Below are 22,749 nucleotides of genomic sequence, written 5' to 3'. Positions count from 1 at the left end.
CCCTCGCGAAGGAGCGATTGAGGATATCATGGCTGCATACGAATACGAGACGCATGAATATGACGTTGTTGTCGTGGGGGCTGGCGGTGCTGGTTTGCGCGCCACGCTTGGCATGGCCGAACAGGGCCTGCGCACCGCTTGCGTGACCAAGGTTTTCCCGACCCGTTCGCACACTGTCGCGGCCCAAGGCGGCATCGCGGCCTCGCTGTCGAACATGGGGCCCGACAACTGGCAGTGGCATATGTATGACACCGTCAAAGGGTCGGACTGGCTGGGTGACACTGACGCGATGGAATACCTTGCGCGCGAAGCACCCAAAGCCGTGTATGAGTTGGAACATTACGGCGTGCCGTTTTCGCGCACCGAAGAGGGCAAGATTTACCAGCGCCCCTTTGGCGGCCATACCACCGAATTCGGTGAAGGCCCGCCCGTGCAACGCACCTGTGCCGCCGCTGACCGCACCGGCCACGCCATTCTGCACACGCTCTACGGTCAAAGCCTTAAGAACAATGCGGAATTCTTCATCGAATATTTCGCGCTGGACCTGATCATCACCGATGGCCGCTGCACCGGAATCGTTGCGTGGAAGCTGGATGATGGCACGATCCATGTGTTCAACGCCAAGATGGTCGTGCTGGCCACGGGCGGCTATGGCCGCGCCTATTTCAGCGCCACTTCGGCCCATACCTGCACCGGCGATGGTAACGGCATGGTCGCGCGTGCGGGCCTGCCGCTGCAAGATATGGAATTCGTGCAGTTTCACCCCACCGGCATCTACGGCTCTGGCTGCCTGATCACCGAAGGCGCGCGCGGCGAAGGCGGTTATCTGACCAACTCGGAAGGTGAGCGGTTCATGGAACGCTATGCGCCGACCTACAAAGACCTCGCAAGCCGCGATGTGGTGTCGCGCTGCATGACGATTGAAATCCGCGAAGGTCGTGGCGTTGGCCCGAACAAGGACCACATCCACCTGAACCTGAACCACCTGCCCAAAGAAACGCTGGACCTGCGCTTGCCCGGCATTTCGGAATCCGCCCGCATCTTTGCTGGCGTCGACCTACAAAAAGAGCCGATCCCGGTGCTGCCGACCGTGCATTACAACATGGGCGGTATTCCGACCAATTACTTTGGCGAGGTGCTGAACCCCACCAAGGATAGCCCGGATGCCATCTTCCCCGGCCTGATGGCTGTGGGTGAGGCAGGCTGCGCCTCGGTGCATGGGGCGAACCGTCTTGGCTCCAACTCCTTGATCGACCTTGTGGTCTTTGGCCGCGCCGCTGCGATCCGCGCGGGTGAAATTGTGAACCCAAAGGAACGCAACGCCCCGGTGAACAAGGGTGAAGTGGACAAGGCGCTTGGCCGTTTTGATGCCGTGCGCCATGCCAAGGGCAACGTGCCCACCGCCGAACTGCGGTTGGAAATGCAGAAAACCATGCAGGCTGATGCCGCCGTGTTCCGCACCGACAAGACGCTGGCCGAAGGCGTGGTGAAAATGACCGCCATCGCCGCCAAGATGGATGATCTGAAGGTCACGGACCGGTCGATGGTCTGGAACTCTGACCTGATGGAAACGCTGGAACTGGGCAACCTGATGCCGAACGCGCTGGCGACGATTGTGGCGGCCGAGGCGCGCAAGGAATCCCGTGGTGCCCACGCGCATGAGGATTACCCAGAGCGTGACGACAAAAACTGGCGCGTCCACTCCCTTGCGCATGTCGATGGCAGCAAGGTCACGCTGTCCACCCGCCCGGTGCATATGGACCCGCTGACCAAGCAGGAAGATGGCGGGATTGATCTGAAAAAGATCGCGCCGAAAGCACGGGTGTATTAATGCACCACGCGCCGATCCTTGCTGCTGCCTTGGCCTTGCTTGCCGGGTGTGTTGCCCCAGGCAACATGCCCGACACGCCTGCGCAACGGGCAAAGGCAGTGATCGGCGCGTCGCTTGTCGGCACGGCACCGCAATACCTGATGCCTGCCATCGCCACTTGTGCCGCCCAAACCGCCACCCCGGCAGAGATGGACAGGCTGCAAGCGGCCATTGACAGCGCCCCGAATGCCCAGACCCGCCGCATCGCGCGCGCGATCATCTGGCGGGCCGAAACACAAGCCTGTCTCAATGCCAATGGCATTGTGCTGGCCAACCGGTAGAGGCGCCCATGTTCCGCATCCTGACTGCCTGCCTTTTGCTTTCGGCCTGTGTCGCCTCCAACCCGGTGGAAGCCGTGGCGCGCGCTTCGGCCAAATCGGTGGTTCTGCCCGTGGTGCAGCAACGCCTGCCCGGCCCACAGGCCGAGGCGGTGGCGGTTTGCGTGATCGACAATGCCACCACAGATGAGATTTTCGCCTTGGCCCGCGATGTCGGCACGCGTGCCGGCACCACCACCGTGCAAACCATCGCCACCATTCTGCAACGCCCCAACACAGTGCAATGCGTGCTGCGCGCAGGCATCCCGGGCCTGACGGTATGAGCATGGACATGGCGCCAAATCGCAAGCTCGACCGCAAGGACGTGAACCGCTTTTTGCGCCAGAAGGGGCTTGTCGCCCTTGCCGATAAATCCAACGCGGCCCATCTGCAATGCTTTGCCCTGACGCCCGATGTGGTGTTCGACATCGGCGTCGACAGCGGCACGCCGTTTCTGTATCAGGCCTTTCCCGAGGCGCATTTCGTGCTGATCGACCCAAGGGCGGAATCGGAAAAGACGCTCAGCACCCCCGATGCACCCGCAAAGGCCAGCTTTCACCAACTCGCCCTTGGGGCCGAAGCTGGCGAGATGACGCTGAACATCCCCTATTCCGACAAGGGCGAACAGGGGGCCATGGCCAGCCTGCGGCAACGTCAGGGCTATCTGGCCGACAAGATCGAATGGGTGGAAACCCGGCAGGTCGCGGTGGACAGGCTGGATAGCATCGCCGCCGCCTATCCGGGCCGGGTTGGCCTGAAGGTCGATACCGAAGGTTTTGAGGATGAAGTGCTGGCAGGTGCCCCGGAAACACTGGCGCGCTGCGACTTTGTGATCCTTGAAATGTCGCTGACACAGCGCTTTGATACCACAACGCCACCCAGCCAGATCATCGCCCGCCTAGCCGCTGCCGGGCTGGAATTCCGCGATGTGCTGCGCATGACAGGCGACGGGCGCGGCGGCCCCGCCCCGCGCCTGATGGATATACTTTTCACCCGTTGGGCAGCCGATGCCCCGGCCCCCCTAAACCACGCTTAAAGGAGACGGACCCATGGTTCAGTTCACCCTGCCCAAGAACTCGACGATCCGCACGGGCAAGACATGGCCCAAACCCAGCGGGTCCAATGTGCGCAAATTCAGCATCTATCGCTGGACGCCGGATGATGGCGAAAACCCGCGGGTCGACACCTATTTCGTCGATATGGATACCTGCGGCCCGATGGTTCTGGACGCGCTGATCAAGATCAAAAATGAGATTGACCCAACGCTGACCTTCCGCCGCTCCTGCCGCGAAGGGATTTGCGGATCTTGCGCGATGAACATCGGCGGCATCAACACGCTGGCCTGTATCTATGGCTTGGATGAGGTGAAGGGCGATGTGAAAATCTATCCGCTGCCGCATATGCCTGTGGTCAAGGATCTGATCCCCGATCTCAACCATTTCTACGCCCAGCATGCCTCGATCATGCCGTGGCTGGAAACCAAGACCAACACGCCCGCGAAGGAATGGAAGCAATCCATCGAAGATCGTGAAAAGCTGGACGGGCTGTATGAATGCGTGATGTGCGCTTGCTGCTCTACCTCTTGCCCGTCTTACTGGTGGAACTCGGATCGCTATCTTGGCCCGGCCGCTTTGCTGCATGCCTATCGCTGGATCATCGACAGCCGCGATGAGGCCACGCCAGAGCGTCTGGATGATCTGGAAGACCCGTTCAAACTCTATCGTTGCCACACGATCATGAACTGCGCCAAAACCTGCCCCAAGGGGCTGAACCCGGCCAAGGCGATTGCCGAGATCAAGAAGAAAATGGTCGAGCGCGTGGTTTGACCCACCCAAAGGGGCGCCGCAACCCCTTGGCGCCCCTTGCATTTTCCGCATAGCTGCATCGCAGAAACAACCGTTGAGGTGATGGCCTTTTGCGCCTAACCTTTCGCGCGGGAGGACCCTTCAGAACTGAAAGGTTCGAAAATGCAACGCGACCCGGAAACCCTTGCCCAACAAGCACTTGCGGCACTGGAACAGGCCTATGCCTATTTTGATGCCGAAGATGCAGCCCCCGAAGAAACCGTCGAATATTTCGAATATGTCGAGGCCGCATGAGCCTATTGCCTTGCAGCGCCTGATGGGCATGGCATAAGCGCGCCATGCCCATTCTTCTTCTTGCCCTCTTGCTGGGCACCTTGCTTTACATGTGGCTGTCACGCCGCCATTCCACGCTGACGCGGGCGTGCCGCTGGCGGCTGGACCGCACAGGCGGGCCAAACCATTATCGATGTGCGGCCTGCAATGCCGAAACCGATACCGCGCCCGGCAAATCCCCGCGCGATTGCTTGCGCAAACCGCCGTCATCTCGCGCTTGACGGGGCCTGCGATTAGACGCAGCCTGCCCGCATGAAACCGCAAAACCCATCCCATCCCGCCCCCGCCGATGCCGCCCTTCGGGCCGCCATCCGCCCTGTGATCTGCTATCCGGTCGAAGGGCTGCACCGCCCCGATCTGGCCCCTTTTCGCGCAGCGCGGCAAGGCTGGCGGAAGCTGTCGGAAACACGGGTGCCCGCCCGCGACGCGCGCTGCTTTTCGGTGCCTGCGGGGCATTTCTTTCGCATCACCTGCGTGGAGGGCCCGCAGGTCGGCGATTTGAACCTGTGGTCCGCGCATGACCTGTCAGAGCGGTTCTATTCCGGCAAAACCCGCGCGCTGCATGGCACGCATCTGTCCAGCGGCGACCGGATGTGGAGCAGTTTCCCTTCCCTGCGGCCGATGGCGCTGATCACCGATGACAGCCTTGATTGGTATGGGTTCGACGCCTTTGGCGGCGCGGTGCATGATGTGATCGGCACCCGCTGCGACCCCTATACCCACAACCTTCTGTCGCAGGGCGGGCAGTATCATCATTGCTGCCACTCCAACCTGACCCGCGCGCTGGCCGACCATGCCGGCCTGTCCTTGCAGCAGGCCGAGCAGCATGTGCATGACGTGCTGAATGTGTTCATGTGCACCGGGTTTACCCGCGACACGGGCCAATATTTCATGAAGGCCAGCCCCGTGCGCCCCGGCGATTATCTGGAATTCTTTGCCGAGATCGACCTGATCGGCGGGCTTTCTGCCTGCCCCGGCGGCGATTGCTCGGCGGAGCATTCGTCAGACACCGCCGCCTGCCAGCCGCTTCTGGTCGAGGTGTTCAAACCGGCCCACGCCCCCGCAGGCTGGGCCGCGCCCGTGGTCAACGGATATGACCGCAGCCACGGGCGCTAGACCTTCAGGCATAGCGTTCGGGGCCGATGTTCTGCCCTGCGTCATAGCGGTCGCCATGGGCGAAACCGGGGGGCAGAATGCGGTCAATCTCGGCCCGGTCGGCAACGGTCAGCACCAGCGCATCCACCCCGAGCCAATCGCGCAGATGGGTGGCCGTGCGGGTGCCGGGAATGGGGATCAGATGGTCGCCCCGGTCCAGCACCCAAGCCAGCGCCAGCGCCGCCGTGGAAACGCCTTTGGCCGCGGCAAAGGCGCGGAACGGTTCAATCGCGGCCCGGTTCGCGCTGAGGTTCGGTTCCTGAAAACGCGGGATATTGCGGCGAATATCACCCTCGCCCATCTGCGCCGGGTCGGGTTGCGCATCCGTCAGCATCCCGCGCGCAACAGGCGAAAACGGCACGAAGGCCACGCCCAGATCCTTGCAGGCGCGGATTACCCCCAGTTCCGGCAGGCGCGTCCACAGCGAATATTCATTCTGCACCGCCCGCACCGGATGCACCGCATGGGCGCGGCGGATGGTATGGGGGGCCACCTCTGACAATCCGTAACCGCCGATTTTGCCTTCGTCGATCAACCGCGCCATAAAGCCCGCAACATCCTCTACCGGGATATCCTGCTGGCGGCGGTGGATGTAATACAGCGCGACATGATCGGTTTTCAGGCGGCGCAGCGAGGCCTCCAACTCTGCCCGGATATAGGGTTCCGAATTGTTGAAGCCGCGCGGCGGGGTGGTCACGATGCCAACCTTGGTCGCCACCACCGCATCATGCCCGCGATCAGCCAGCCAATCGCCCAGCACGGTTTCCGACACGCCCGAACCATAGATATTCGCCGTGTCGTAAAAGGTGATCCCTGCCTCCCATGCCGCATCGAGTGCTGCAAAAGACTCCGCGCGATCCGTCGCGCCAAAGATGCCACCAAAGCTCAGGCAGCCAAGCCCAATAGCCGATACCTGTGGGCCATTTGCCCCAAGTTGCCGTTGTTTCATTCCACTATCCTTTTCCCGAAGGGCAGCGGAGTAGACCCGCGCGAATCGGTTGCGTCAACCCTTGCGAATGAAATGCAGGCCCTGAAACTGCGCCCGCAGCGCCTTGGTGCGCGGCGCGATGCTGGCCGGATCATTGGACCGCAAGGCCTCTGCGATCAGCGCGGCCAAGGCGGGGGCGTGGTCAGGCGTCACCCCACGCCGCACCAGTTCCGGCGTGCCGATGCGCAAACCGTTCAAATCGCCCGCAACCTCGGCAATCGGCAGGCCAATGCCACAGGCCAGAAACCCGGCCTTTCGCAGGGTTTTCGAGGCGGCTTGCCCACCCCCAAAACCCGCCGCTTCAATCGCGAATTGGTGGCTTTGGGTCTTGCCTTGCGCGGCCCCGAACACGGGCAGACCCTGCGCTGCCAAGGCGCGCGCCAAGGCTTGCGACAGGTCCACCATCGCCGTGGCATAGGCCCGCCCATGGTCGCGCCAATCCAGCAGGCTGATGGCAAGGGCGGCGGTTTTGCCCGCGTCAAAATTTGCGGTCATGCCGGGAAAGGCGATACGGTCCAGTGCCTCGGCAATCGCCGCGTCATTGGTCACGATCAGGCCACCCGCAGGCCCGCCAAGGGATTTATAGGTGCTCATCGTCATCAGATGCGCGCCCTGTTCCAACGGATTGGCCCAAGCGCCCCCCGCGATGATCCCGCATTGATGCGCCGCATCAAACAGCAGCTTCGCCCCCACCTCATCGGCAATCGCGCGCAACTCTGCCACCGGATGCGGAAACAGGTTCAGGCTGCCGCCAATGGTGATCAGCTTTGGCCGCAGCTTATGCGCCAAGTCCCGCAAAGCAGGCAGATCAACGCTATAGCCATCGGCATTCACTGGTGCCGCATGGCTGACAAGGCCGTAAAGCCCGGCGCAACCGGCTTTATGATGGGTCACATGGCCCCCCACGGCACCGGGCGGCACGATGATGCTATCCCCCGGTTTGGTCAGCGCCATAAAGCCGTAAAGGTTCGCCATCGCACCCGAGGCCACGCGCAATTCGGCATATTTCGCGTTGAAAATTTCGGCGGCGAGTTCGGCGGCGATAACCTCAATCTCCTCCATCGCCTCCAGCCCCATTTCGTATTTGTCACCGGGGTAGCCAAGGCTGGGGCGGCTGCTCAATCCGCGTGACAGTGCCGCCTCGGCCAGCGGGTTCATCACATTGGTCGCAGGATTCAGGTTGAAACAATCGACATCATGGATTTCGGCATTGCGGGCGATCAGCGCCTCAATCCGCCCCGCAACCTGCGCCGAGGCAGCAGCCGTCTGGGTCGCATAGCGCTGCACAAGCGTTTCACAGGCAGCAGGCACCCAAGGGCGCGGGGCAAGGCGGGGCATTGGCTCTCTCCGTTGTTTTGAACATTGTGGCAGGCCAAAACCCTTGCCAGCAAATCAGTTTTGCGGAAAATGAGGGTTAGAAAAATTGAGGCTGAAATGGCTGTTGCCCCACCCAAACCCAAAGTCCCGCCGCTGACGGCCTTGCGCGCCTTCGAAGCCGCGGCACGGCTGGGTGGGTTTGCTGCGGCGGGGGCGGAACTTGGCGTCAGCGCCGGGGCGATCACCGCCCATATCAAGGCGCTCGAGGCTGAATTAGGGGCTGACCTGTTTGAACGCCACGCCAAGGGCGTGCGGCTGACAGGTCTTGGCACGCGGGTCTTGCCCGAAATGTCTGCCGCCTTTGACGCGTTGGGCCATGCCGTTCAGGTGTTGCGCGCCGAAGCGGCCCCAAAGGTCGTGCATATCGCCACCCTGCCCGCGATTGCCCAGCTCTGGTTGTCGCCGCGCTTGCCCGCCTTGCGCGCAGCCTCACCCCAGATTTCAATCTCCATCACCGCAATGGAAGCGCCGCCGAACCTGAAACGTGCCGCCTTTGATCTCTGCCTGTTTTACGGCGATGGCATGGGCGAGGTCTTGACCGAAGATCTGATCTTTCCGGTCTGTTCCCCCGCCCTTGCCGCGCAGATACGCAGACCCGAAGACCTGCGCAACCTGCCGTGCCTCTCGGATGCTGTCTGGGCCGAGGATTGGAGCCTTTGGGCCCAAACGGCAGGCCTGCACGGGTTTGTGCCACGTGGGCCGGTATTTTCGCTTTATGCGCTGGCGGTTGAAGAGGCCGCGCATGGTGCAGGTGTCTTGATGGGCCACGGCGCGTTGGTCGCCGGACATCTGGCGCAGGGCCGGTTGGTCGCCCCTTTTGATTTGCATTGCGCCCTGCCCCGCGCCTTGCGCTTGTGGTCGGCGCGACCGCTTGCCAAGGGCAGCGCCGCGGCCATCGTCGCGGGCTGGCTCAAGGCCGCGGGGCCCTAGCCTGCGAAAGCCGCTTTCAGCGCAATCTCCACCATATCGCCAAAGCTGCGTTCGCGTTGGTCCGAGGGCAGCGCCTCATGCGTGACCAGATGGTCAGAAATGGTCAGGATCGCCAAGGCGCGGCGGCCATAACGGGCGGCTAGGGTGTAAAGCTCTGCCGCTTCCATTTCCACCGCCAGCACGCCGTGGCGCTGCATCTGTTCGGTCAGGTCCGGGCGTTCGTCATAAAACACATCCGACGAATAAATCTGCCCGACATGGGTGGCCACATCGCGCCCCTGTGCCGCGCGAAACGCCGCTTGCAGCATTCCGAAATCGGCGGTGGGGGCAAAGTTCAACTCTCGGAAAATCCCGCGCGACGGGGTGGACAAGGTGCAAGCCGACATCGCCAGCACCAGATCGCGCACCTTGATCCCCGGCTGCATCGCCCCGGCCGAGCCGATGCGGATCAGCGTTTGCGCGCCATAATCGCGGATCAACTCATTGGCATAGATCGACAGTGACGGCATGCCCATGCCCGACCCTTGGATCGTGACGCGGTGGCCCTGCCATGTGCCGGTATAACCCAGCATCCCGCGCACCTCATTCACCAGTTTGGCATCGTCCAGAAACGTCTCCGCTGCCCAGCGCGCGCGGTAAGGGTCGCCGGGCATCAAGACGGTTTCGGCAATCTCGCCGGGCTTGGCCCCGATATGAACTGTCATCGCACGCTCCTTGTTTTGGGCCAAGGATAGGCGCGGGGCAAACGACCTGAAAGCGAAAAACGCGCCGGGCTCAGTCTTTTACACTGGCCGTGCGCGCAAGGGCGGGTTGGGAATACAGCGTGGAATTGGGGCAAAACGCAGCCTCAGCCGCCGGGCTGTCCGGGCGGGCCAGAAACGATTTGCAACGCTTGGTCACGCCGCAAGAATCGCACGTCTCTACCGCTTCCAGATAAGAATCGCGGTCGTGCCGCAAGCGCGACATATCCACCCCTTGCACAGCCGCCATCTGCGACATGCGGGCCTCAACGGTGGGTGGCATGCCCGCATGGCGGCGCAGCGTATCGCGCCCAACCCCCAGATCGGCACATTCCCGATCCGACATCGCCTCTACCTGCGCCTGCGCCCGCCAGCGCGCAACGGTTTCTTTCACAGCATCAAACATACTGGCCCCTCCAGGTCCGGATAGCTGCGGATCTCTTTGCAGATCGGCGGGGGTTTGGCCTTGATGCAAATCAAGCCTCAGCTTGCCAGATGCCGCAGGCCCTGCGTCACATCGGTGCGGATCGCCAGCCGCAACCCCGGCTCATCTCCCGCTTTCAGCGCAGCAAGGATCAGGCGGTGATAGGGCGGCGGCTCATTCCGGCGCAAACGGCCATACAGCGCGCGCATCGTCGGCCCAAGTTGCAGCCAGACCGTTTCCGTCAGCGCCAGCATCGCCGGGGCCTGTGCGCGCAGGTAAAGCGTGCGGTGAAATTCCAGATTGGTGCGGATATAGGCCACCGCATCCTGTTTCTGCACCGCTTCGGTATTCGCCACATTGATCGCCGCCAAACGGTCGATCAGCGCGAAATGGGCGCGGGGCAGCGCGCGGGCAGCCAGTTCCGGTTCCAGCAATGCGCGGATCGAGGCCAGCTCCTCTATCCGTTCGGGCGAAAGTTCTGGCGTTGCCACCCGCCCCGAGGAGGACAGCGACAGCGCCCCTTCGGCGACCAGACGCCGCACCGCCTCTCTCGCAGGGGTCATCGACACGTCAAAGCTGCGGGCAATGCCGCGCAGGGTCAGCGCCTGCCCGGGGGGCAACTCGCCATGCATCACCTGGCTGCGCAGGCTGCGATACAGCCGTTCATGCGCCGCCGCATTCGGCACGACGGGACGGGACAGGGGGCTGGTGGGGCGCGCGGTCAACATGGCCGCCAGCCAAGCACCCATCGCGCGAAAGCGTCAAGCGCAATATCGTCCCCGTGAACATCGGCTCTGCGGCGGTTCATTCGCTGAACCGATAGCTGTGCAGCACATGGCCTTCGGATTTCAGCCATTTGCGAGGGCGCGCATAATCCGGCATCAGATCGGCCACGATGGCCCAGAACCGGTCCGAATGGTTCATCTCGGCCAGATGGGCCACCTCATGCGCGGCGACATAATCCAGCACCAAAGGCGGTGCCATGATCAGCCGCCACGAATACATCAACCCTGCCTCGGCCGTGCAAGAGCCCCAGCGCGACCGTGTGTCGCGCAGCGTCAGCGTGCGATAGCGCCGCCCGATGCGATGGGCATAATGGTCCGAGGCTTGCGCCAGCCGGTCCCGTGCCCGCGTCTTGAGGAAGGCCGCCACCCGCACGCCTGCCCGCGCCGCATCACCCGGCACCTGCAATTCATCGCCCGTCAGCACCACGCTGCGTCCCGCCCCCGGCACCACGCGCACCATCTGCCCCTCGACCGGGATCTCGGCGCCAAAGCCCACGGCATCCGAGGCGACCACATTGGCCAAAGCCTTGCGAATCCAGTCTTCCTGCGCGCGCAGGAAAGCCATCGCCTCTGCCTCACGCGCGCGGGGCGGCAAGGACAGCGTCACCCGACCATCCAGCCGCGACACCCGCAGCGACATCCGCCGCGCCCGCGCGGTGCGGCGCAGGGTCACTTCGACGGGGGGCAGTCCGGGCAGGATCGGCATGAGGCCTCTTTCAGCTTTGCCCCGCAAGATGCCCGCGCCCTGCACCCGCCGCAAGCCCATTTGCGGCCCGCACGCGCCCGCCACACAGCCTTTCAGCACGGCGCAAACCGCTTGCCATTGGGGTTTTCCGCGCAAAAGCCTTTGACAGCCGCCCGCGCCTGTGGCAATCGACGCCTTTGCCGGAATTGCGAGGCCCGCCATGGGCCCCCGTTTGAAGCCGATGTCACAAGGGGAATACCATGCCCAAAGAAGAATGGGGCACCAAGCGCCTTTGCCCCACCACCGGGAAGCGCTTTTACGACCTGAACAAAAACCCGATTGTCAGCCCCTATACAGGCGAAATCGTGGATATTGAAAGCGCGCGCCGCAAGATTTCCGTCACCACTTCGGCCTCCAAAGCCACGGCCAAGGATGATGACGAAGTGCTGGTCGACGATCTGGACGATGATGATGATCTGCTCGCCGTTGTCGAAGACGATGATTCGGATGATGTGGATGATGATCTGCTGGAAGATGACAGCGACGACACCGTTTCGCTGGACGATCTGGCCGATGTCAGCAGCCCGGATGACGAAAACTGAACAGGCTTTTGGCCGCGCCTGATCGGGCGCGGCTTTGGCGCTTGCGCGTCGGGCGCGGTTTGGGGCGGTTCGGGGATGATTTTGCGCGAGAGTGATTTTTCCTCTTGCAGCGCCATTCCCCCTCCCCTAAATAGCCCGAGTGATCTGCAAGGGTCGCATAGTGGGGTCATAGCTCAGTTGGGAGAGCGCTTGAATGGCATTCAAGAGGTCGGCGGTTCGATCCCGCCTGGCTCCACCAAATTCTCAAAAAAGCCGGGTTCGCGCCCGGCTTTTTGCGTTTCCGGGCTTGGGTTGGCGCTGCCCCTTATAAGGCCTCTGGCCAAGCCCCCTGCCCCAAGGCAGCAATCGCCCGCAGAATACGGTCAAAGCTGTGTCTGGCGCGGGTAACGCGGTGCCGCGCGCGCAGATAGCCATGCACAAGGCCCGGTTCTTCGATATGCAGCGCCCGCCCCCCTGCGGCCTGTAACCGCGCAGCATAAAGCGCGCCGTCATCTGACAGGGGGTCACATTCGGCGGTGATGGCAATCGTGGGCGGCAGGCCTGCGAAATCGCTGGCGCGCAGCGGCGAGAAGGATGGGTTCGCCTGCGCGGTATCATCCGCACTGGCACGAATCGCTGCATAGAACGCCATATCCTGCACCGTCAGCATCGGGGCCACGGAATGGGCTTTGGCACTATGCGTTTCCTCTGCTGCCCCAAGGCCGGGATAGACAAGCACCTGACCAATCGGGGCCAAATCCGTGCCACGCAGCGCCGCCGCCACCGCCGCGCACAGATTGCCGCCCGCACTGTCACCGACCAGCAGCACCGGCAGGCCGCGCGCGGCCTCGGCCCGTGCTGCGGCCAGCGCATCGTTGAAATCTTCGGGAAAGGGGTGTTCGGGCGAAAGCCGGTAATCCACCGCTGTCACATCATATCCAGTGGCCGCGCAAATCTCGGCGCAGACGTCATCATGGCTGTCCAAGCCCCCCACGACAAAGCCGCCGCCATGGAAATAGACCACCCGCGCAGCACCGCCGCCAAAGGTATAACGCCGGACGGGAATGGGGTGCGGCCCTGCGATCACGCCATCGGTCGCCTGCACCCCTTTGGGGTAGCCGGCATGAAAAGCGCGGCACATCTTGTTGTAAACCGCGCGCTGATCCTCGATCGTCAGGCCAATGGCATCGGGCGGATACCAGCTTTCGGTTTCGCGGATGAACGCCCATGTTTCGGCATCAATCAGCGCGTCATATTTCGGGTCATATCCGCTCATGGCATCACCTCAAACCGGTCTACATCCACCATGCCGTGATCGGTGATCTTCAGGTGCGGGATCACGGGCAGGCACAGGAAAGCAAGCTGCAAGAACGGCTCCTCCAGCGTTACGCCAAGGCCCCGCGCGGCGGCGCGCAGATGCTCCAGCGCCGCGCGCACCGCTTCAAACGGCTCCAGGCTCATCAAGCCAGCCACGGGCAGCGCCAGTTCGGCCAGCACGCGCCCGCTTTCGACCACGACAAAGCCGCCCTCAATCTGGCCCAGCCGCGCCACGGCCAAGGCCATATCGTCGTAATCCGCACCGACCACCGCGATGTTGTGATGGTCATGGCACACGGTCGACGCAATCGCTCCGCGCTGCAAGCCAAAGCCTTTGACAAAGCCGGTCGCGCGATTGCCGTTCTTTCCGTGCCGTTCAATCACGGCAATTTTGACCAGATCGCGGGCGATATCGGGGCGTTTGTCGCCACCTTCCGGCGCGATGTCATAGGTCAGATGTTCGGTGATGATCTTGCCGGGGATGATCCCGATCACAGGGGTTTCCACCCGGTTGCCCCCGGTGCGGAAATCTGCCGCCGCGATGGGGGGCGCCTTGACCGAGTGGCGGGCCACGGGCGGGATGGTCTTGCACGCGGCAAAGGCGGTATCTGTCACCTGCACGCCGCCCGCGAACACCATCGCGGCGCGGCAGCTTTCCAGACTGTCGATCACCACAATATCGGCGCGCTTGCCGGGGGCGATCAGCCCGCGATCCTTCAGACCAAACGCTTCGGCGGCCGAAAGACTGGCCGCGCGGTAAACCGCCAAGGGCGCGGCCCCCAGCGCAATCGCGGTGCGGATCATGTAATCCAGATGCCCCTGCTCGTTGATATCCAGCGGGTTCCGGTCATCGGTGCAAAAGGCGATATAGGGACTGTGGCGTTCGGTGATCAGCGGGGCCAACGCGTGCAAATCCTTGGACACCGAGCCTTCGCGGATCAACAGCCGCATGCCCTTGCGCAGCTTCTCCAGCCCTTCCGGGGCTGTCGTCGCTTCGTGTTCCGTGCGGATACCCGCCGCGATATAGCCGTTCAGCGCCTTGCCGCGCAGCAAGGGGCAATGGCCATCAATATGCCGCCCCTTGAAGCCTTCCAGCTTGGCCATCACCCCTGCATCCTGCATCAGCACACCGGGAAAATTCATGAATTCCGCCAGCCCAAGGCTGCGCGGATGGTCGCGCAGGGGCAGAATATCGGCGGCCTCCAACACCGCGCCGGCGGTTTCCATATGGGTGGAGGGCACGCAAGACGAAAGCTGCACGCGAATATCCATCAAGGTCAGCGATGACGCCTCAAGGAAATACTGGATACCGGTCAACCCGCAGACATTCGCAATCTCATGCGGGTCGCAAATCGCGGTGGTCACGCCCAAAGGCGTCACACAGCGGTCAAATTCGAACGGGGTGACAAGGCTGCTTTCGATATGCAGATGGGTATCAATGAAACCGGGCACCAGGATTTTGCCGCTGACATCGACCACCTCTGCCGCGTCATAATCGCCATAGACCCCGACAATCGTATCACCGCACAGCGCCACATCGGTTGCCACCAGATCGCCGGTGATCAGGTCAAACACCCGCCCGCCGCGCAAAACAGTGTCGGCAGGCTGGTCGCCCGCACCTTGGGCAATGCGGGCGGAAAGGGGGGCGGTGGTCATGGGCTTCATCCTTTGCTTTGCCACAGCAAAGCCGATGGCGCGGGCGGCGTCCAGCCCTTTGGGGGCTTGCACCCGGCGGCAAAGGATGGTCCACCAGTGGCACCCCTTTGCAAAGGCCCCAATCATGCGCCCGATGCGCGGCATCCTGTATAAGCTTTGCTCGGTCATGACCTTCATCGTCATGGCCGCGCTGATCAAGGCCACCGCCGACCATGTGCCACCGGGCGAGGCGGTGTTCTTCCGGTCGTTCTTTGCCATGCCGGTGATCGTGATCTGGCTGGCCATGCGCAAGGAACTGACAACCGGGCTGCGGGCCAGCGCGCCGATGGGCCATATCTGGCGCGGGGTGGTGGGAACCATGGCGATGGGGCTTGGCTTTGCGGGCCTTGCCTATCTGCCCCTGCCCGAAGTGACAGCCATCGGCTATGCCGCGCCCTTGCTGACCGTGATTTTCGCCGCGATGTTTCTGGGCGAGGATGTGCGGCTGTTCCGCATCTCGGCCGTCGTGCTGGGGCTGATCGGGGTGTTGATCGTGCTAAGCCCGCGCCTGTCGGTGGTGCCCGGCCCCGGCAATGATGCCGCCACGCTGGGCGCGATGCTGGTGCTGGGGGGCGCGGTCTTTGCCGCCCTCGCACAGGTGTTCGTACGCAAATTGGTGATGACCGAAAAAACCCCCGCGATTGTGTTCTACTTCTCGCTCACCGCTTCGGTGCTGTCGCTTGTCACCTTGCCCTTCGGCTGGGTCATCCCCGCCCCCCGCGAGGCGCTGCTGCTGGTGCTGGCGGGCCTCTTGGGCGGCGTGGGGCAAATTCTGCTCACCTCCAGCTACCGCGAGGCTGATGCCTCGGTGGTGGCGCCGTTCGACTATGCCTCCATGATCTTTGCGCTTGGCATCGGCTATTGGGTGTTTGACGAGGTGCCCACCCTGACCATGCTGGGCGGCGCGTCACTTGTGGTCACGGCGGGCGTGCTGATTATCTGGCGCGAACGCAAGCTGGGGCTGGAACGCGCCAAACAGCGCAAAGCGATGACCCCGCAAGGCTAAGCCCGCGCTACGGGGGCTTGGCGAAACGCGCCCATCGCCCCATATACTACCCATCACCAGAAAACGGGAGTGCGCCATGACTGACACAAAAACCGGGGCTTACACCAAAACCGGCGACGCCCTGTCCCGCCTGACGCCCGAGCAATTCCGCGTCACGCAGGAAAACGGCACCGAACGCGCCTTTACCGGCGAATATGACAAGCATTTCGAACCCGGTATCTATGTCGATGTGGTGTCGGGGGAGCCGCTGTTCGCCTCCTCGGCCAAGTTCAATTCCGGCTGCGGCTGGCCCGCGTTTTCCAAACCGATTGATAACGTGACCGAGCATCGCGATGTGTCGCATGGCATGGTCCGGGTTGAAGTGCGGTCCAAACACGCCGACAGCCATCTGGGCCATGTGTTCAACGATGGCCCGCGTGCGATGGGCGGCCTGCGCTATTGCATCAACTCGGCCAGCCTGCGTTTCGTGCCGAAAGACGAGATGGAGGCCGAAGGCTACGGCGCTTATCTGGATCAAGTGGAGGGACGGGCATGACCGAACGCGCAGTATTGGCCGGAGGCTGTTTCTGGGGCATGCAAGACCTGATCCGCAAGCGGCCCGGCATCCTGCGCACGCGCGTGGGCTATACCGGCGGCGATGTCGCCAATGCCACCTACCGCGATCATGGCAGCCATGCCGAAGGCATCGAGATCATCTTTGACCCCGCGCAGACCAGCTATCGCGAGATTTTGGAATTCTTCTTCCAGATCCATGATCCGACCACGCCGAACCGGCAAGGCAATGACCGCGGGCCAAGCTATCGCTCGGCGATCTATTACGTCGATGATGTGCAAAAATCCGTTGCCGAAGATACCATCGCCGATGTGAACGCCAGCGGCCTGTGGCCGGGCAAAGTAGTGACAGAGCTGGAACCGGTGGGCGAGTTCTGGGAAGCCGAGCCAGAGCATCAGGATTATCTGGAACGCCAGCCCAATGGCTATACCTGCCATTTCGCGCGCCCCGATTGGGTTTTGCCCAAGCGTGACACCCGCGCCGCCGAATAGCCGCACTGCAACCACGCCCGCTGAGGATGCTCAGCGGGCGATCACGCCAGCCAGTTGCGGAAAGCCGCGACAACCTCTTCATAAACGCCGCGCTTGAAGGGCACGATAGAGGCGACCATCTCCTCCGCCCCGATCCAGCGCCAGCGCGAAAACTCCGGGTGTTCGGTGGCGATGTTGATCTGATCATCCCGCCCGGTGAAGCGATACAAAAACCACTTTTGCCGCTGGCCGCGATATTTGCCGCCCCAAACCTTGCCCAGCAATTCGGGCGGCAGGTCATAAGTCACCCAGTCCTCGGTTTTGGCCAGCTTCTCCACCAGATCCGCCGTCACCCCGGTTTCTTCCCATAATTCGCGCAGCGCGGCCACGCGCGGCTTTTCGCCGGCATCAATCCCGCCTTGCGGCATTTGCCAAGCCGCCACCCCGGCAGGGGCATCCAGCCGCTGCCCGGCGAAAATCTGGCCTTGGGCATTGATCAACATCACACCCACACAGGGGCGGTAGGGAAGGTTGCTTGCTGTCGTCATCATTCCGCGTCCCGGTAAACAAAAGGGGCGCACGGTTGCGCGCCCCTTTGACGTGTTTCTGCCCCGATCAGGGTTTCACGGCCAAAGCGTTCAGGCCTTTCAGAATATCCACGGCATAGGCCAGTTGATAATCTTCTTCGCGCAGCTTGGCGGTTTCTTCCTCGCGGGCGCGATCTTCTTCCAGCTGCTTGCGCTCATCCTCCGACATCGAGTCGTTGTCCAAGGCCCCGCGCAAGGATGCCTCGGTCCGGGCCTGAACCGCGCTTGCGGCTTCCTCCTCTTCGGTCACGGGTTTGCGCGGCGGCTGGTTCACGATGATATCGGGGGCCACGCCCAGCGCCTGAATAGAGCGGCCCGACGGCGTGTAATAGCGCGCGGTGGTCAGGCGCATCGCCCCTTCGCCGCGCAGCGGGATGATGGTCTGCACCGAGCCTTTGCCAAAGCTTTTCGTCCCCACGATAATCGCGCGGCGATGGTCCTGCAAAGCGCCCGACACAATTTCCGATGCCGAGGCAGAGCCGCCATTGATCAGCACGACCAAAGGTTTACCCCCGGTCAGATCGCCCGGCGTTGCATTCACCCGCTCACCGTCGCTGGCCTCACGCCCACGGGTCGAAACAATCTCGCCTTTGTCCAGAAACGCATCCGACACCGCGATGGCCTGATTCAGCAAACCACCGGGGTTGTTGCGCAGGTCCAGCACAACGCCGCTGACATTGTCCCAGCCGCCCAGTTCCTCGGATGTTTTGGCAAGCCCCTCTTCCAGCCCCGGATAGGTCTGATCGTTGAAGGTGGTCATCCGCACCACGATGGTGCTGCCCACAGCGCGGGTGCGCACCGCCGTCAGCTTGATCGTGTCGCGGATGATCGACACGTCGAACGGCTCTGCCGTGCCTTCGCGCACAACGGTGATGATGATCTCGGACCCGACCGGGCCGCGCATCAGTTCCACCGCCGCATCCAACGTCAGGCCCAGAACCGACTCACCATTCACATGGGTGATGAAATCACCCGCCTCGATCCCGGCGGCATCCGCAGGCGTGTCATCCATCGGAGAGACGACCTTCACATAGCCTTCTTCCTGCGTCACCTCGATGCCAAGGCCGCCAAACTCGCCCCGCGTCTGCACGCGCATGTCGTCGAAATCCTTGGGCGCAAGGTAGCTGGAATGCGGATCAAGCGAGGTCAGCATGCCGTTGATCGCCGCCTCGATCAGCTTGTTGGTATCCACTTCCTCGACATATTGGCCGCGGATACGTTCAAAAATATCGCCGAACAGGTCAAGCTGCTCATAGACGGTGGCGCTTTTCTTGGTTTCCTGCGCCAAAAGCGGGCCTGCGATCTGCGTTGTCAGCAGAACGCCTGCAACGGTGCCGCCCAAAGCAGCCATAGCGAATCTCTTCATTGCCTGTCTCAATCCCTTGTTGCGGCGAACCATGGCGCCGGATCGACCGGCTCGGTGCCTTTTCTGATCTCAATATAAAGCGTTTCTGTCTCGCGAATACCACCCACATCGGCGGCACTGGCCAAAAACTCTTCGTTTATCTCATCGCTGCCACCGCCCATAAGGCCCAAAGGCGCACCGATTCCCACCACTTCCCCGACTTCGCCGTAGACTGTGCCCAGCCCGGCCATGATCATAAGATAGCCGCCTCCCGGCTCAAGGATAATCACATTTCCGTAGTCGAGCAGCGGACCGCGGTAGCGGATGGTCCCTGCCCAGGGTGCGGTGATCAGCGCGCGGGCGCGGGTGGACAGGGTGATACCGGGGCGGCGGGTGCCGCTGGCATCGGCTTCACCCGCGCGCAACAGCAAACTTCCCAGCGTCGGCAGCGCCAGTTTCCCCTCGGCCGAGGCAAAGCTGCGCAGGCTGTCGCTGCCTTCTGCGTCCAATTCCAACCCGTCGGCAAAGGCGGCCAGCGTGTCGGCGCTTTCCAGCAAGCTGCGCAGGGCTTCCGGGTCTTCGGTAAAGCGGCGCGGCAGGGTCGTGCGGTCTGAAATCGCTTGGCTCAGCGCGGTGCGCGCCGATTGCGCCACGGTCAGCCCATTCGCCAACACCTCGCCCGCTGCGACCTGCAAGGCGCGCAGATCGCGCAATTCGGTCAGTTCCGCCTGCAAGCGCGCCACTTCGGCCTGCAAGGCGGGTGTCACCTCGGAAATAATCATGCCCGACCGCGCAGTGCCCAAAGGCCCGGACGGGTGCAGCAACAGCAAGGGGCCGGGGGTTGCCTCCAACTGGCCCAGAACGCCCAGCAATTGCCCGACGCGGTTGCGCTCGGATTCGAATTGCAACAGCAGTGACGCCTCGCGCACCTTGGCTTGCCGCAACCCGTCGCGCAGCGCGCTTAACCCTTGTTCATAGGCCTGAATGGTGCTGGTCAGCGCCGATACCCGGTCGCGCGCGCTTTCCGCTTCTTCCATCCCCGCCACAGCCTTTGCCAAAGCGGCAGCGGCATCGGTGGCCTGCTGTGCCGCGGTCTGGGCCTCGGCGGCAGTGCAAAGCATGAGGGACAGAAGAGCGGCGCGGATCATTGGATCAGGCTTTGCCCCGTCATCTCGGCGGGTTGGTCCAGCCCCATCAATTGCAACACCGTGGGGGCCAGATCGGCCAGGCGACCGCTGCGCAAACGCGCACCCGCAGGCCCGCCATACAGGATCACCGGCACCAGATTGGTGGTATGCGCGGTATGCGGCCCGCCTGTCACCGGGTCCACCATGGTTTCGCAATTGCCATGATCGGCGGTCACGATCATCGCCCCGCCCACCTTTTCCAGCGCGGCCAAGGCCTGCCCCAAACCATTGTCCACCGCCTCACAAGCCTTGATCGCAGCGGCCAGATCGCCGGTGTGGCCCACCATATCGGGGTTGGCAAAATTCACCACGATCAGGTCATAGCCATGCTCGATGGCCCCAACCAGCTTTTCCGCGACCTCGGGTTCCGACATTTCGGGCTGCAGGTCATAGGTTGCCACCTTTGGCGATTTCGGCATCGCGCGGTCCTCGCCGGGGCTGGCTGCCTCTGCGCCACCATTCAGGAAAAACGTCACATGCGGGTATTTCTCTGTTTCCGCGAGGCGAAACTGCGTGCGCCCCTGCTTGGACACCCATTCACCCAACGTATTGTTCAGCACGGGCTTGGGATAGGCCGTCAGCATATAGGCATTGTGATGGGCCGAATAATCCACCATCCCCAGCATCGCCTCCCATTTCGGGCGGGCGCTGGCATCGAACCCGTCAAAGGCCGGATCACCCAATGCCGCCAGAATTTCGCGGGCACGGTCGGCGCGGAAATTCAGGCAATAGAAGCCGTCGCCTTGCTTGGCACCAGCATAGCCCGCCATCACCGTCGGCGCGATAAACTCATCGGTTTCACCGCGCGCATGGGCGGCGGCAATGGCGGCTTGCGGGTCGGCTGCGGCCTCACCCTTGCCGGCCACCATCGCGTCAAAGGCGCGGCCAACGCGGTCCCAGCGGTTGTCGCGGTCCATCGCCCAATAGCGGCCAATCACGGTGCCAATCTGCACCCCCGGCGCCAGACCTTCGATCAGCCGGGCCATATGCTCGGGTGCGGAACTGGGGGCGACATCGCGGCCATCGGTGATGGCATGGATGACCACCGGCACGCCTGCCCCGGCCACGGTATTGGCGGCGGCGATCACATGCGCCACATGGCCATGCACCCCCCCGTCCGAGATCACGCCCATCAGATGCGCCACCCCGCCACTGGCCTTCAGCCGCGCGATGAAATCCATAAGCTGCGGGTTTTTGCCAAAGGTGCCTTCCTCGATCGCCAGATCAATCGCGCCCAGATCCATCGCCACCACGCGGCCCGCGCCGATATTGGTATGGCCCACTTCGGAATTGCCCATCTGCCCGCGCGGCAAACCCACATCGGGGCCATGCGTCACCAGCGTTGCATGCGGGCAGCTTGCCATCAGCCGGTCAAAATGCGGGGTTTTCGCCAGAACCGGGGCATTTGCGCTGGTGTCTTCGTTCAGCCCCCAGCCATCCAGAATGCACAAAACAACGGGTTTCGGAACGGTCATAGCAAGGCGCCTCCTTTGAATTGCCCCCGGTTTACGCCTTGTGCAGACCGCGTTCAATCGGTTTCAGGCAGGCTTGCGCCCCGCCTACCCCCCCGTCAGCCCACCCCGTCAGCCCGCCGCCAGGCCCGTGACCAGTGACCACAGCGCATCGGGCACCTCCACCGGGTCCAGCCTGCGCGGGCGGCTTCCGGGCAGCCGCGCCTCCGGGTCCTCGGCCACCGCTGTTTGCAGCCGCTCCAACCGGTCGAAAAACCCTGCGTTCTGCGCCGGGTCGATCAGCAGATAGACCTGCCCCAGATCATGCGGCTTGCCCGTCGGTGCCTTCAGCGGGGCCACGTCGATGGAATTGAGCGACCCTGTCAGCCCCGCCACCAACACTTCGGCCATCAGGCCAAAGCCCCAGCCCTTATGCCCGCCCGCCCCGACCAATGCGCCTTTCAGCGCGGCATTCGGGTCGGTCGTGGGCTGGCCCTGCGCATCCACGGCCCAGCCCAGCGGTATGGATTGGCCTGCCGCCGCCGCCATGGTGATCTTGCCCAACGCCACCCCCGAGGTGGAAAAGTCGAAATGCAGCGCCCGCCCCCCGGCGCGGCCCGGCACTGAAAACGCTATCGGGTTGGTGCCGATCAGCCGCTTGGTGCCACCGGGGGCGGCGACAATGGGGGTCGCGTTGGTCATGCCAATGGCGACCAAGCCTTCGGCGGCAATCTGTTCGGTGAAATAGCCCAGCGAGGTGCAGGTATGCGCATGGCAAATCGCGTAAGTCGCAATGCCATTGGCCCGCGCCGCCGCAACCGCCGCAGCCAATCCGCGCCGAAAGGCCGCTTGGGCAAAACCGAACCCGGCATCCACCTGCACCACCCCCGGACGCGGGGCGGCGACAACAGGTTCCACCGCGCCTTGCACCCGACCGGAGCGTAACTGCACACAATAGCTTTCAAGGTAATACAGCCCGCAGATCACATTGCCGGTTTCCTCGGCCCGGCGCACGGCGCGGGCAACCTCTGCCGCGATCCAGTCTTCGGCCCCATGCGCGCGCAACGCCTGCACGGTTGTGGCTTCGATATCGTCCAAGGATACTGTGGTCATACGCGGCCCCCCCGTGGTTCGCGGGTAGCCTAGGC

26 protein-coding genes and 1 tRNA gene are annotated in these 22,749 nt (G+C 63.0%); 14 read left to right on the top strand and 13 right to left on the bottom strand.

Annotated elements, in window-relative coordinates; genetic code table 11:
- Positions 1-28: 28 nt before the first annotated feature.
- The 8 genes from sdhA (at position 29) to EGN72_RS10325 (ending at position 5,441) form a co-directional block, all read left to right on the top strand.
- The gene (gene sdhA, locus EGN72_RS10355) at positions 29-1,831 is read left to right on the top strand and encodes a succinate dehydrogenase flavoprotein subunit (RefSeq protein WP_127047237.1); all 1,803 of its coding nucleotides are present in this window, start codon (positions 29-31) and stop codon (positions 1,829-1,831) included.
- Positions 1,831-2,151: a hypothetical protein gene (locus EGN72_RS10350; protein ID WP_127047235.1), complete on the top strand. Its 321-nt coding sequence runs from the start codon at positions 1,831-1,833 to the stop codon at positions 2,149-2,151. Before sdhA ends, EGN72_RS10350 begins: the two co-directional genes overlap by 1 nt.
- 8 nt (positions 2,152-2,159) lie before the next feature.
- Positions 2,160-2,471: a hypothetical protein gene (locus EGN72_RS10345; RefSeq protein WP_127047233.1), complete on the top strand. Its 312-nt coding sequence runs from the start codon at positions 2,160-2,162 to the stop codon at positions 2,469-2,471.
- Positions 2,468-3,223, top strand: a complete 756-nt coding sequence (locus EGN72_RS10340) for an FkbM family methyltransferase (protein ID WP_233587104.1) — start codon at positions 2,468-2,470, stop codon at positions 3,221-3,223. The genes EGN72_RS10345 and EGN72_RS10340 overlap by 4 nt, the downstream gene beginning before the upstream one ends.
- Positions 3,224-3,236: 13 nt before the next feature.
- Complete coding sequence (locus EGN72_RS10335; protein WP_127047229.1) at positions 3,237-4,013, top strand: succinate dehydrogenase iron-sulfur subunit; 777 nt, start codon at positions 3,237-3,239, stop codon at positions 4,011-4,013.
- A gap of 141 nt (positions 4,014-4,154) precedes the next feature.
- A complete protein-coding gene (locus EGN72_RS19575) occupies positions 4,155-4,286 on the top strand; it encodes a hypothetical protein (protein ID WP_255417432.1) in 132 nt (43 codons plus the stop codon).
- Between the two features lie 44 nt (positions 4,287-4,330).
- Positions 4,331-4,546, top strand: coding sequence for a hypothetical protein (locus EGN72_RS10330; protein WP_127047227.1), 216 nt, complete (start codon positions 4,331-4,333; stop codon positions 4,544-4,546).
- A gap of 31 nt (positions 4,547-4,577) precedes the next feature.
- Positions 4,578-5,441, top strand: a complete 864-nt coding sequence (locus tag EGN72_RS10325; protein WP_127047225.1) for a DUF1989 domain-containing protein — start codon at positions 4,578-4,580, stop codon at positions 5,439-5,441.
- Positions 5,442-5,445: 4 nt separating this feature from the next.
- Here the strand turns inward: EGN72_RS10325 and EGN72_RS10320 are convergent, their stop codons facing one another.
- Positions 5,446-6,429, bottom strand: coding sequence for an aldo/keto reductase (locus tag EGN72_RS10320; RefSeq protein ID WP_127047223.1), 984 nt, complete (start codon positions 6,427-6,429; stop codon positions 5,446-5,448).
- 54 nt (positions 6,430-6,483) lie between these two features.
- A complete protein-coding gene (glyA, locus tag EGN72_RS10315; protein WP_127047221.1) occupies positions 6,484-7,806 on the bottom strand; it encodes a serine hydroxymethyltransferase in 1,323 nt (440 codons plus the stop codon).
- A 96-nt stretch (positions 7,807-7,902) separates the two neighbouring features.
- Here glyA and EGN72_RS10310 point away from each other — a divergent pair, with 96 nt between their 5' ends.
- Positions 7,903-8,775 carry a LysR family transcriptional regulator gene (locus tag EGN72_RS10310; protein WP_127047219.1) on the top strand — a complete coding sequence of 291 codons (873 nt, stop codon included), beginning with the start codon at positions 7,903-7,905 and terminating at the stop codon, positions 8,773-8,775.
- Here EGN72_RS10310 and deoD read toward each other — a convergent pair.
- The 4 genes from deoD to EGN72_RS10290 all read right to left on the bottom strand — a co-directional run bounded on the left by deoD (position 8,772) and on the right by EGN72_RS10290 (position 11,430).
- A complete protein-coding gene (deoD, locus tag EGN72_RS10305) occupies positions 8,772-9,479 on the bottom strand; it encodes a purine-nucleoside phosphorylase (RefSeq protein ID WP_127047217.1) in 708 nt (235 codons plus the stop codon). The genes EGN72_RS10310 and deoD overlap by 4 nt on opposite strands.
- 70 nt (positions 9,480-9,549) lie before the next feature.
- Complete coding sequence (locus tag EGN72_RS10300; protein WP_127047215.1) at positions 9,550-9,921, bottom strand: DUF6455 family protein; 372 nt, start codon at positions 9,919-9,921, stop codon at positions 9,550-9,552.
- 77 nt (positions 9,922-9,998) lie between these two features.
- Entirely contained in the window at positions 9,999-10,667 is a 669-nt protein-coding gene (locus tag EGN72_RS10295; protein ID WP_127047213.1) for a GntR family transcriptional regulator, read from the bottom strand.
- Positions 10,668-10,743: 76 nt separating this feature from the next.
- Positions 10,744-11,430, bottom strand: a complete 687-nt coding sequence (locus EGN72_RS10290; protein ID WP_127047211.1) for a M48 family metallopeptidase — start codon at positions 11,428-11,430, stop codon at positions 10,744-10,746.
- 239 nt (positions 11,431-11,669) lie between these two features.
- On the opposite strand from EGN72_RS10290, the gene EGN72_RS10285 reads away from it, so the two are divergent.
- Positions 11,670-12,011 (top strand): TIGR02300 family protein, encoded by a 342-nt coding sequence (locus EGN72_RS10285; RefSeq protein ID WP_127047209.1) that lies wholly within the window; start codon positions 11,670-11,672, stop codon positions 12,009-12,011.
- Between the two features lie 162 nt (positions 12,012-12,173).
- Positions 12,174-12,249: transfer RNA gene (locus EGN72_RS10280), tRNA-Ala, on the top strand.
- A gap of 66 nt (positions 12,250-12,315) precedes the next feature.
- Here EGN72_RS10280 and EGN72_RS10275 read toward each other — a convergent pair.
- Positions 12,316-13,266: an alpha/beta hydrolase gene (locus EGN72_RS10275; protein WP_127047207.1), complete on the bottom strand. Its 951-nt coding sequence runs from the start codon at positions 13,264-13,266 to the stop codon at positions 12,316-12,318.
- Positions 13,263-14,963: an adenine deaminase gene (ade, locus tag EGN72_RS10270; RefSeq protein WP_127047205.1), complete on the bottom strand. Its 1,701-nt coding sequence runs from the start codon at positions 14,961-14,963 to the stop codon at positions 13,263-13,265. The genes EGN72_RS10275 and ade overlap by 4 nt, the downstream gene beginning before the upstream one ends.
- 124 nt (positions 14,964-15,087) lie before the next feature.
- On the opposite strand from ade, the gene EGN72_RS10265 reads away from it, so the two are divergent.
- The 3 genes from EGN72_RS10265 to msrA all read left to right on the top strand — a co-directional run bounded on the left by EGN72_RS10265 (position 15,088) and on the right by msrA (position 17,052).
- A complete protein-coding gene (locus EGN72_RS10265; RefSeq protein WP_127047203.1) occupies positions 15,088-16,008 on the top strand; it encodes a DMT family transporter in 921 nt (306 codons plus the stop codon).
- 76 nt (positions 16,009-16,084) lie between these two features.
- On the top strand, positions 16,085-16,543 hold the full coding sequence (msrB, locus tag EGN72_RS10260; RefSeq protein WP_127047201.1) for a peptide-methionine (R)-S-oxide reductase MsrB: 459 nt from the start codon (positions 16,085-16,087) through the stop codon (positions 16,541-16,543).
- A complete protein-coding gene (gene msrA, locus EGN72_RS10255; protein ID WP_127047199.1) occupies positions 16,540-17,052 on the top strand; it encodes a peptide-methionine (S)-S-oxide reductase MsrA in 513 nt (170 codons plus the stop codon). The genes msrB and msrA overlap by 4 nt, the downstream gene beginning before the upstream one ends.
- A gap of 41 nt (positions 17,053-17,093) precedes the next feature.
- Here the strand turns inward: msrA and EGN72_RS10250 are convergent, their stop codons facing one another.
- From EGN72_RS10250 to EGN72_RS10230, 5 genes are all read right to left on the bottom strand, one after another.
- Positions 17,094-17,582 (bottom strand): RNA pyrophosphohydrolase, encoded by a 489-nt coding sequence (locus EGN72_RS10250; RefSeq protein ID WP_370323241.1) that lies wholly within the window; start codon positions 17,580-17,582, stop codon positions 17,094-17,096.
- Positions 17,583-17,646: 64 nt separating this feature from the next.
- Positions 17,647-18,984, bottom strand: coding sequence for a S41 family peptidase (locus tag EGN72_RS10245; protein ID WP_127047197.1), 1,338 nt, complete (start codon positions 18,982-18,984; stop codon positions 17,647-17,649).
- 8 nt (positions 18,985-18,992) lie between these two features.
- Complete coding sequence (locus EGN72_RS10240; protein WP_127047195.1) at positions 18,993-20,111, bottom strand: murein hydrolase activator EnvC; 1,119 nt, start codon at positions 20,109-20,111, stop codon at positions 18,993-18,995.
- The gene (gpmI, locus tag EGN72_RS10235; protein ID WP_127047193.1) at positions 20,108-21,625 is read right to left on the bottom strand and encodes a 2,3-bisphosphoglycerate-independent phosphoglycerate mutase; all 1,518 of its coding nucleotides are present in this window, start codon (positions 21,623-21,625) and stop codon (positions 20,108-20,110) included. Before gpmI ends, EGN72_RS10240 begins: the two co-directional genes overlap by 4 nt.
- Positions 21,626-21,733: 108 nt before the next feature.
- Entirely contained in the window at positions 21,734-22,714 is a 981-nt protein-coding gene (locus EGN72_RS10230) for an Ldh family oxidoreductase (RefSeq protein WP_127047191.1), read from the bottom strand.
- Positions 22,715-22,749 lie beyond the last annotated feature (35 nt).

It is taken from the genome of Pseudorhodobacter sp. E13 (genome assembly GCF_003991405.1).
Classification (GTDB): domain Bacteria; phylum Pseudomonadota; class Alphaproteobacteria; order Rhodobacterales; family Rhodobacteraceae; genus Pseudorhodobacter.
This window is presented reverse-complemented; position numbering and strand designations above follow the sequence as displayed.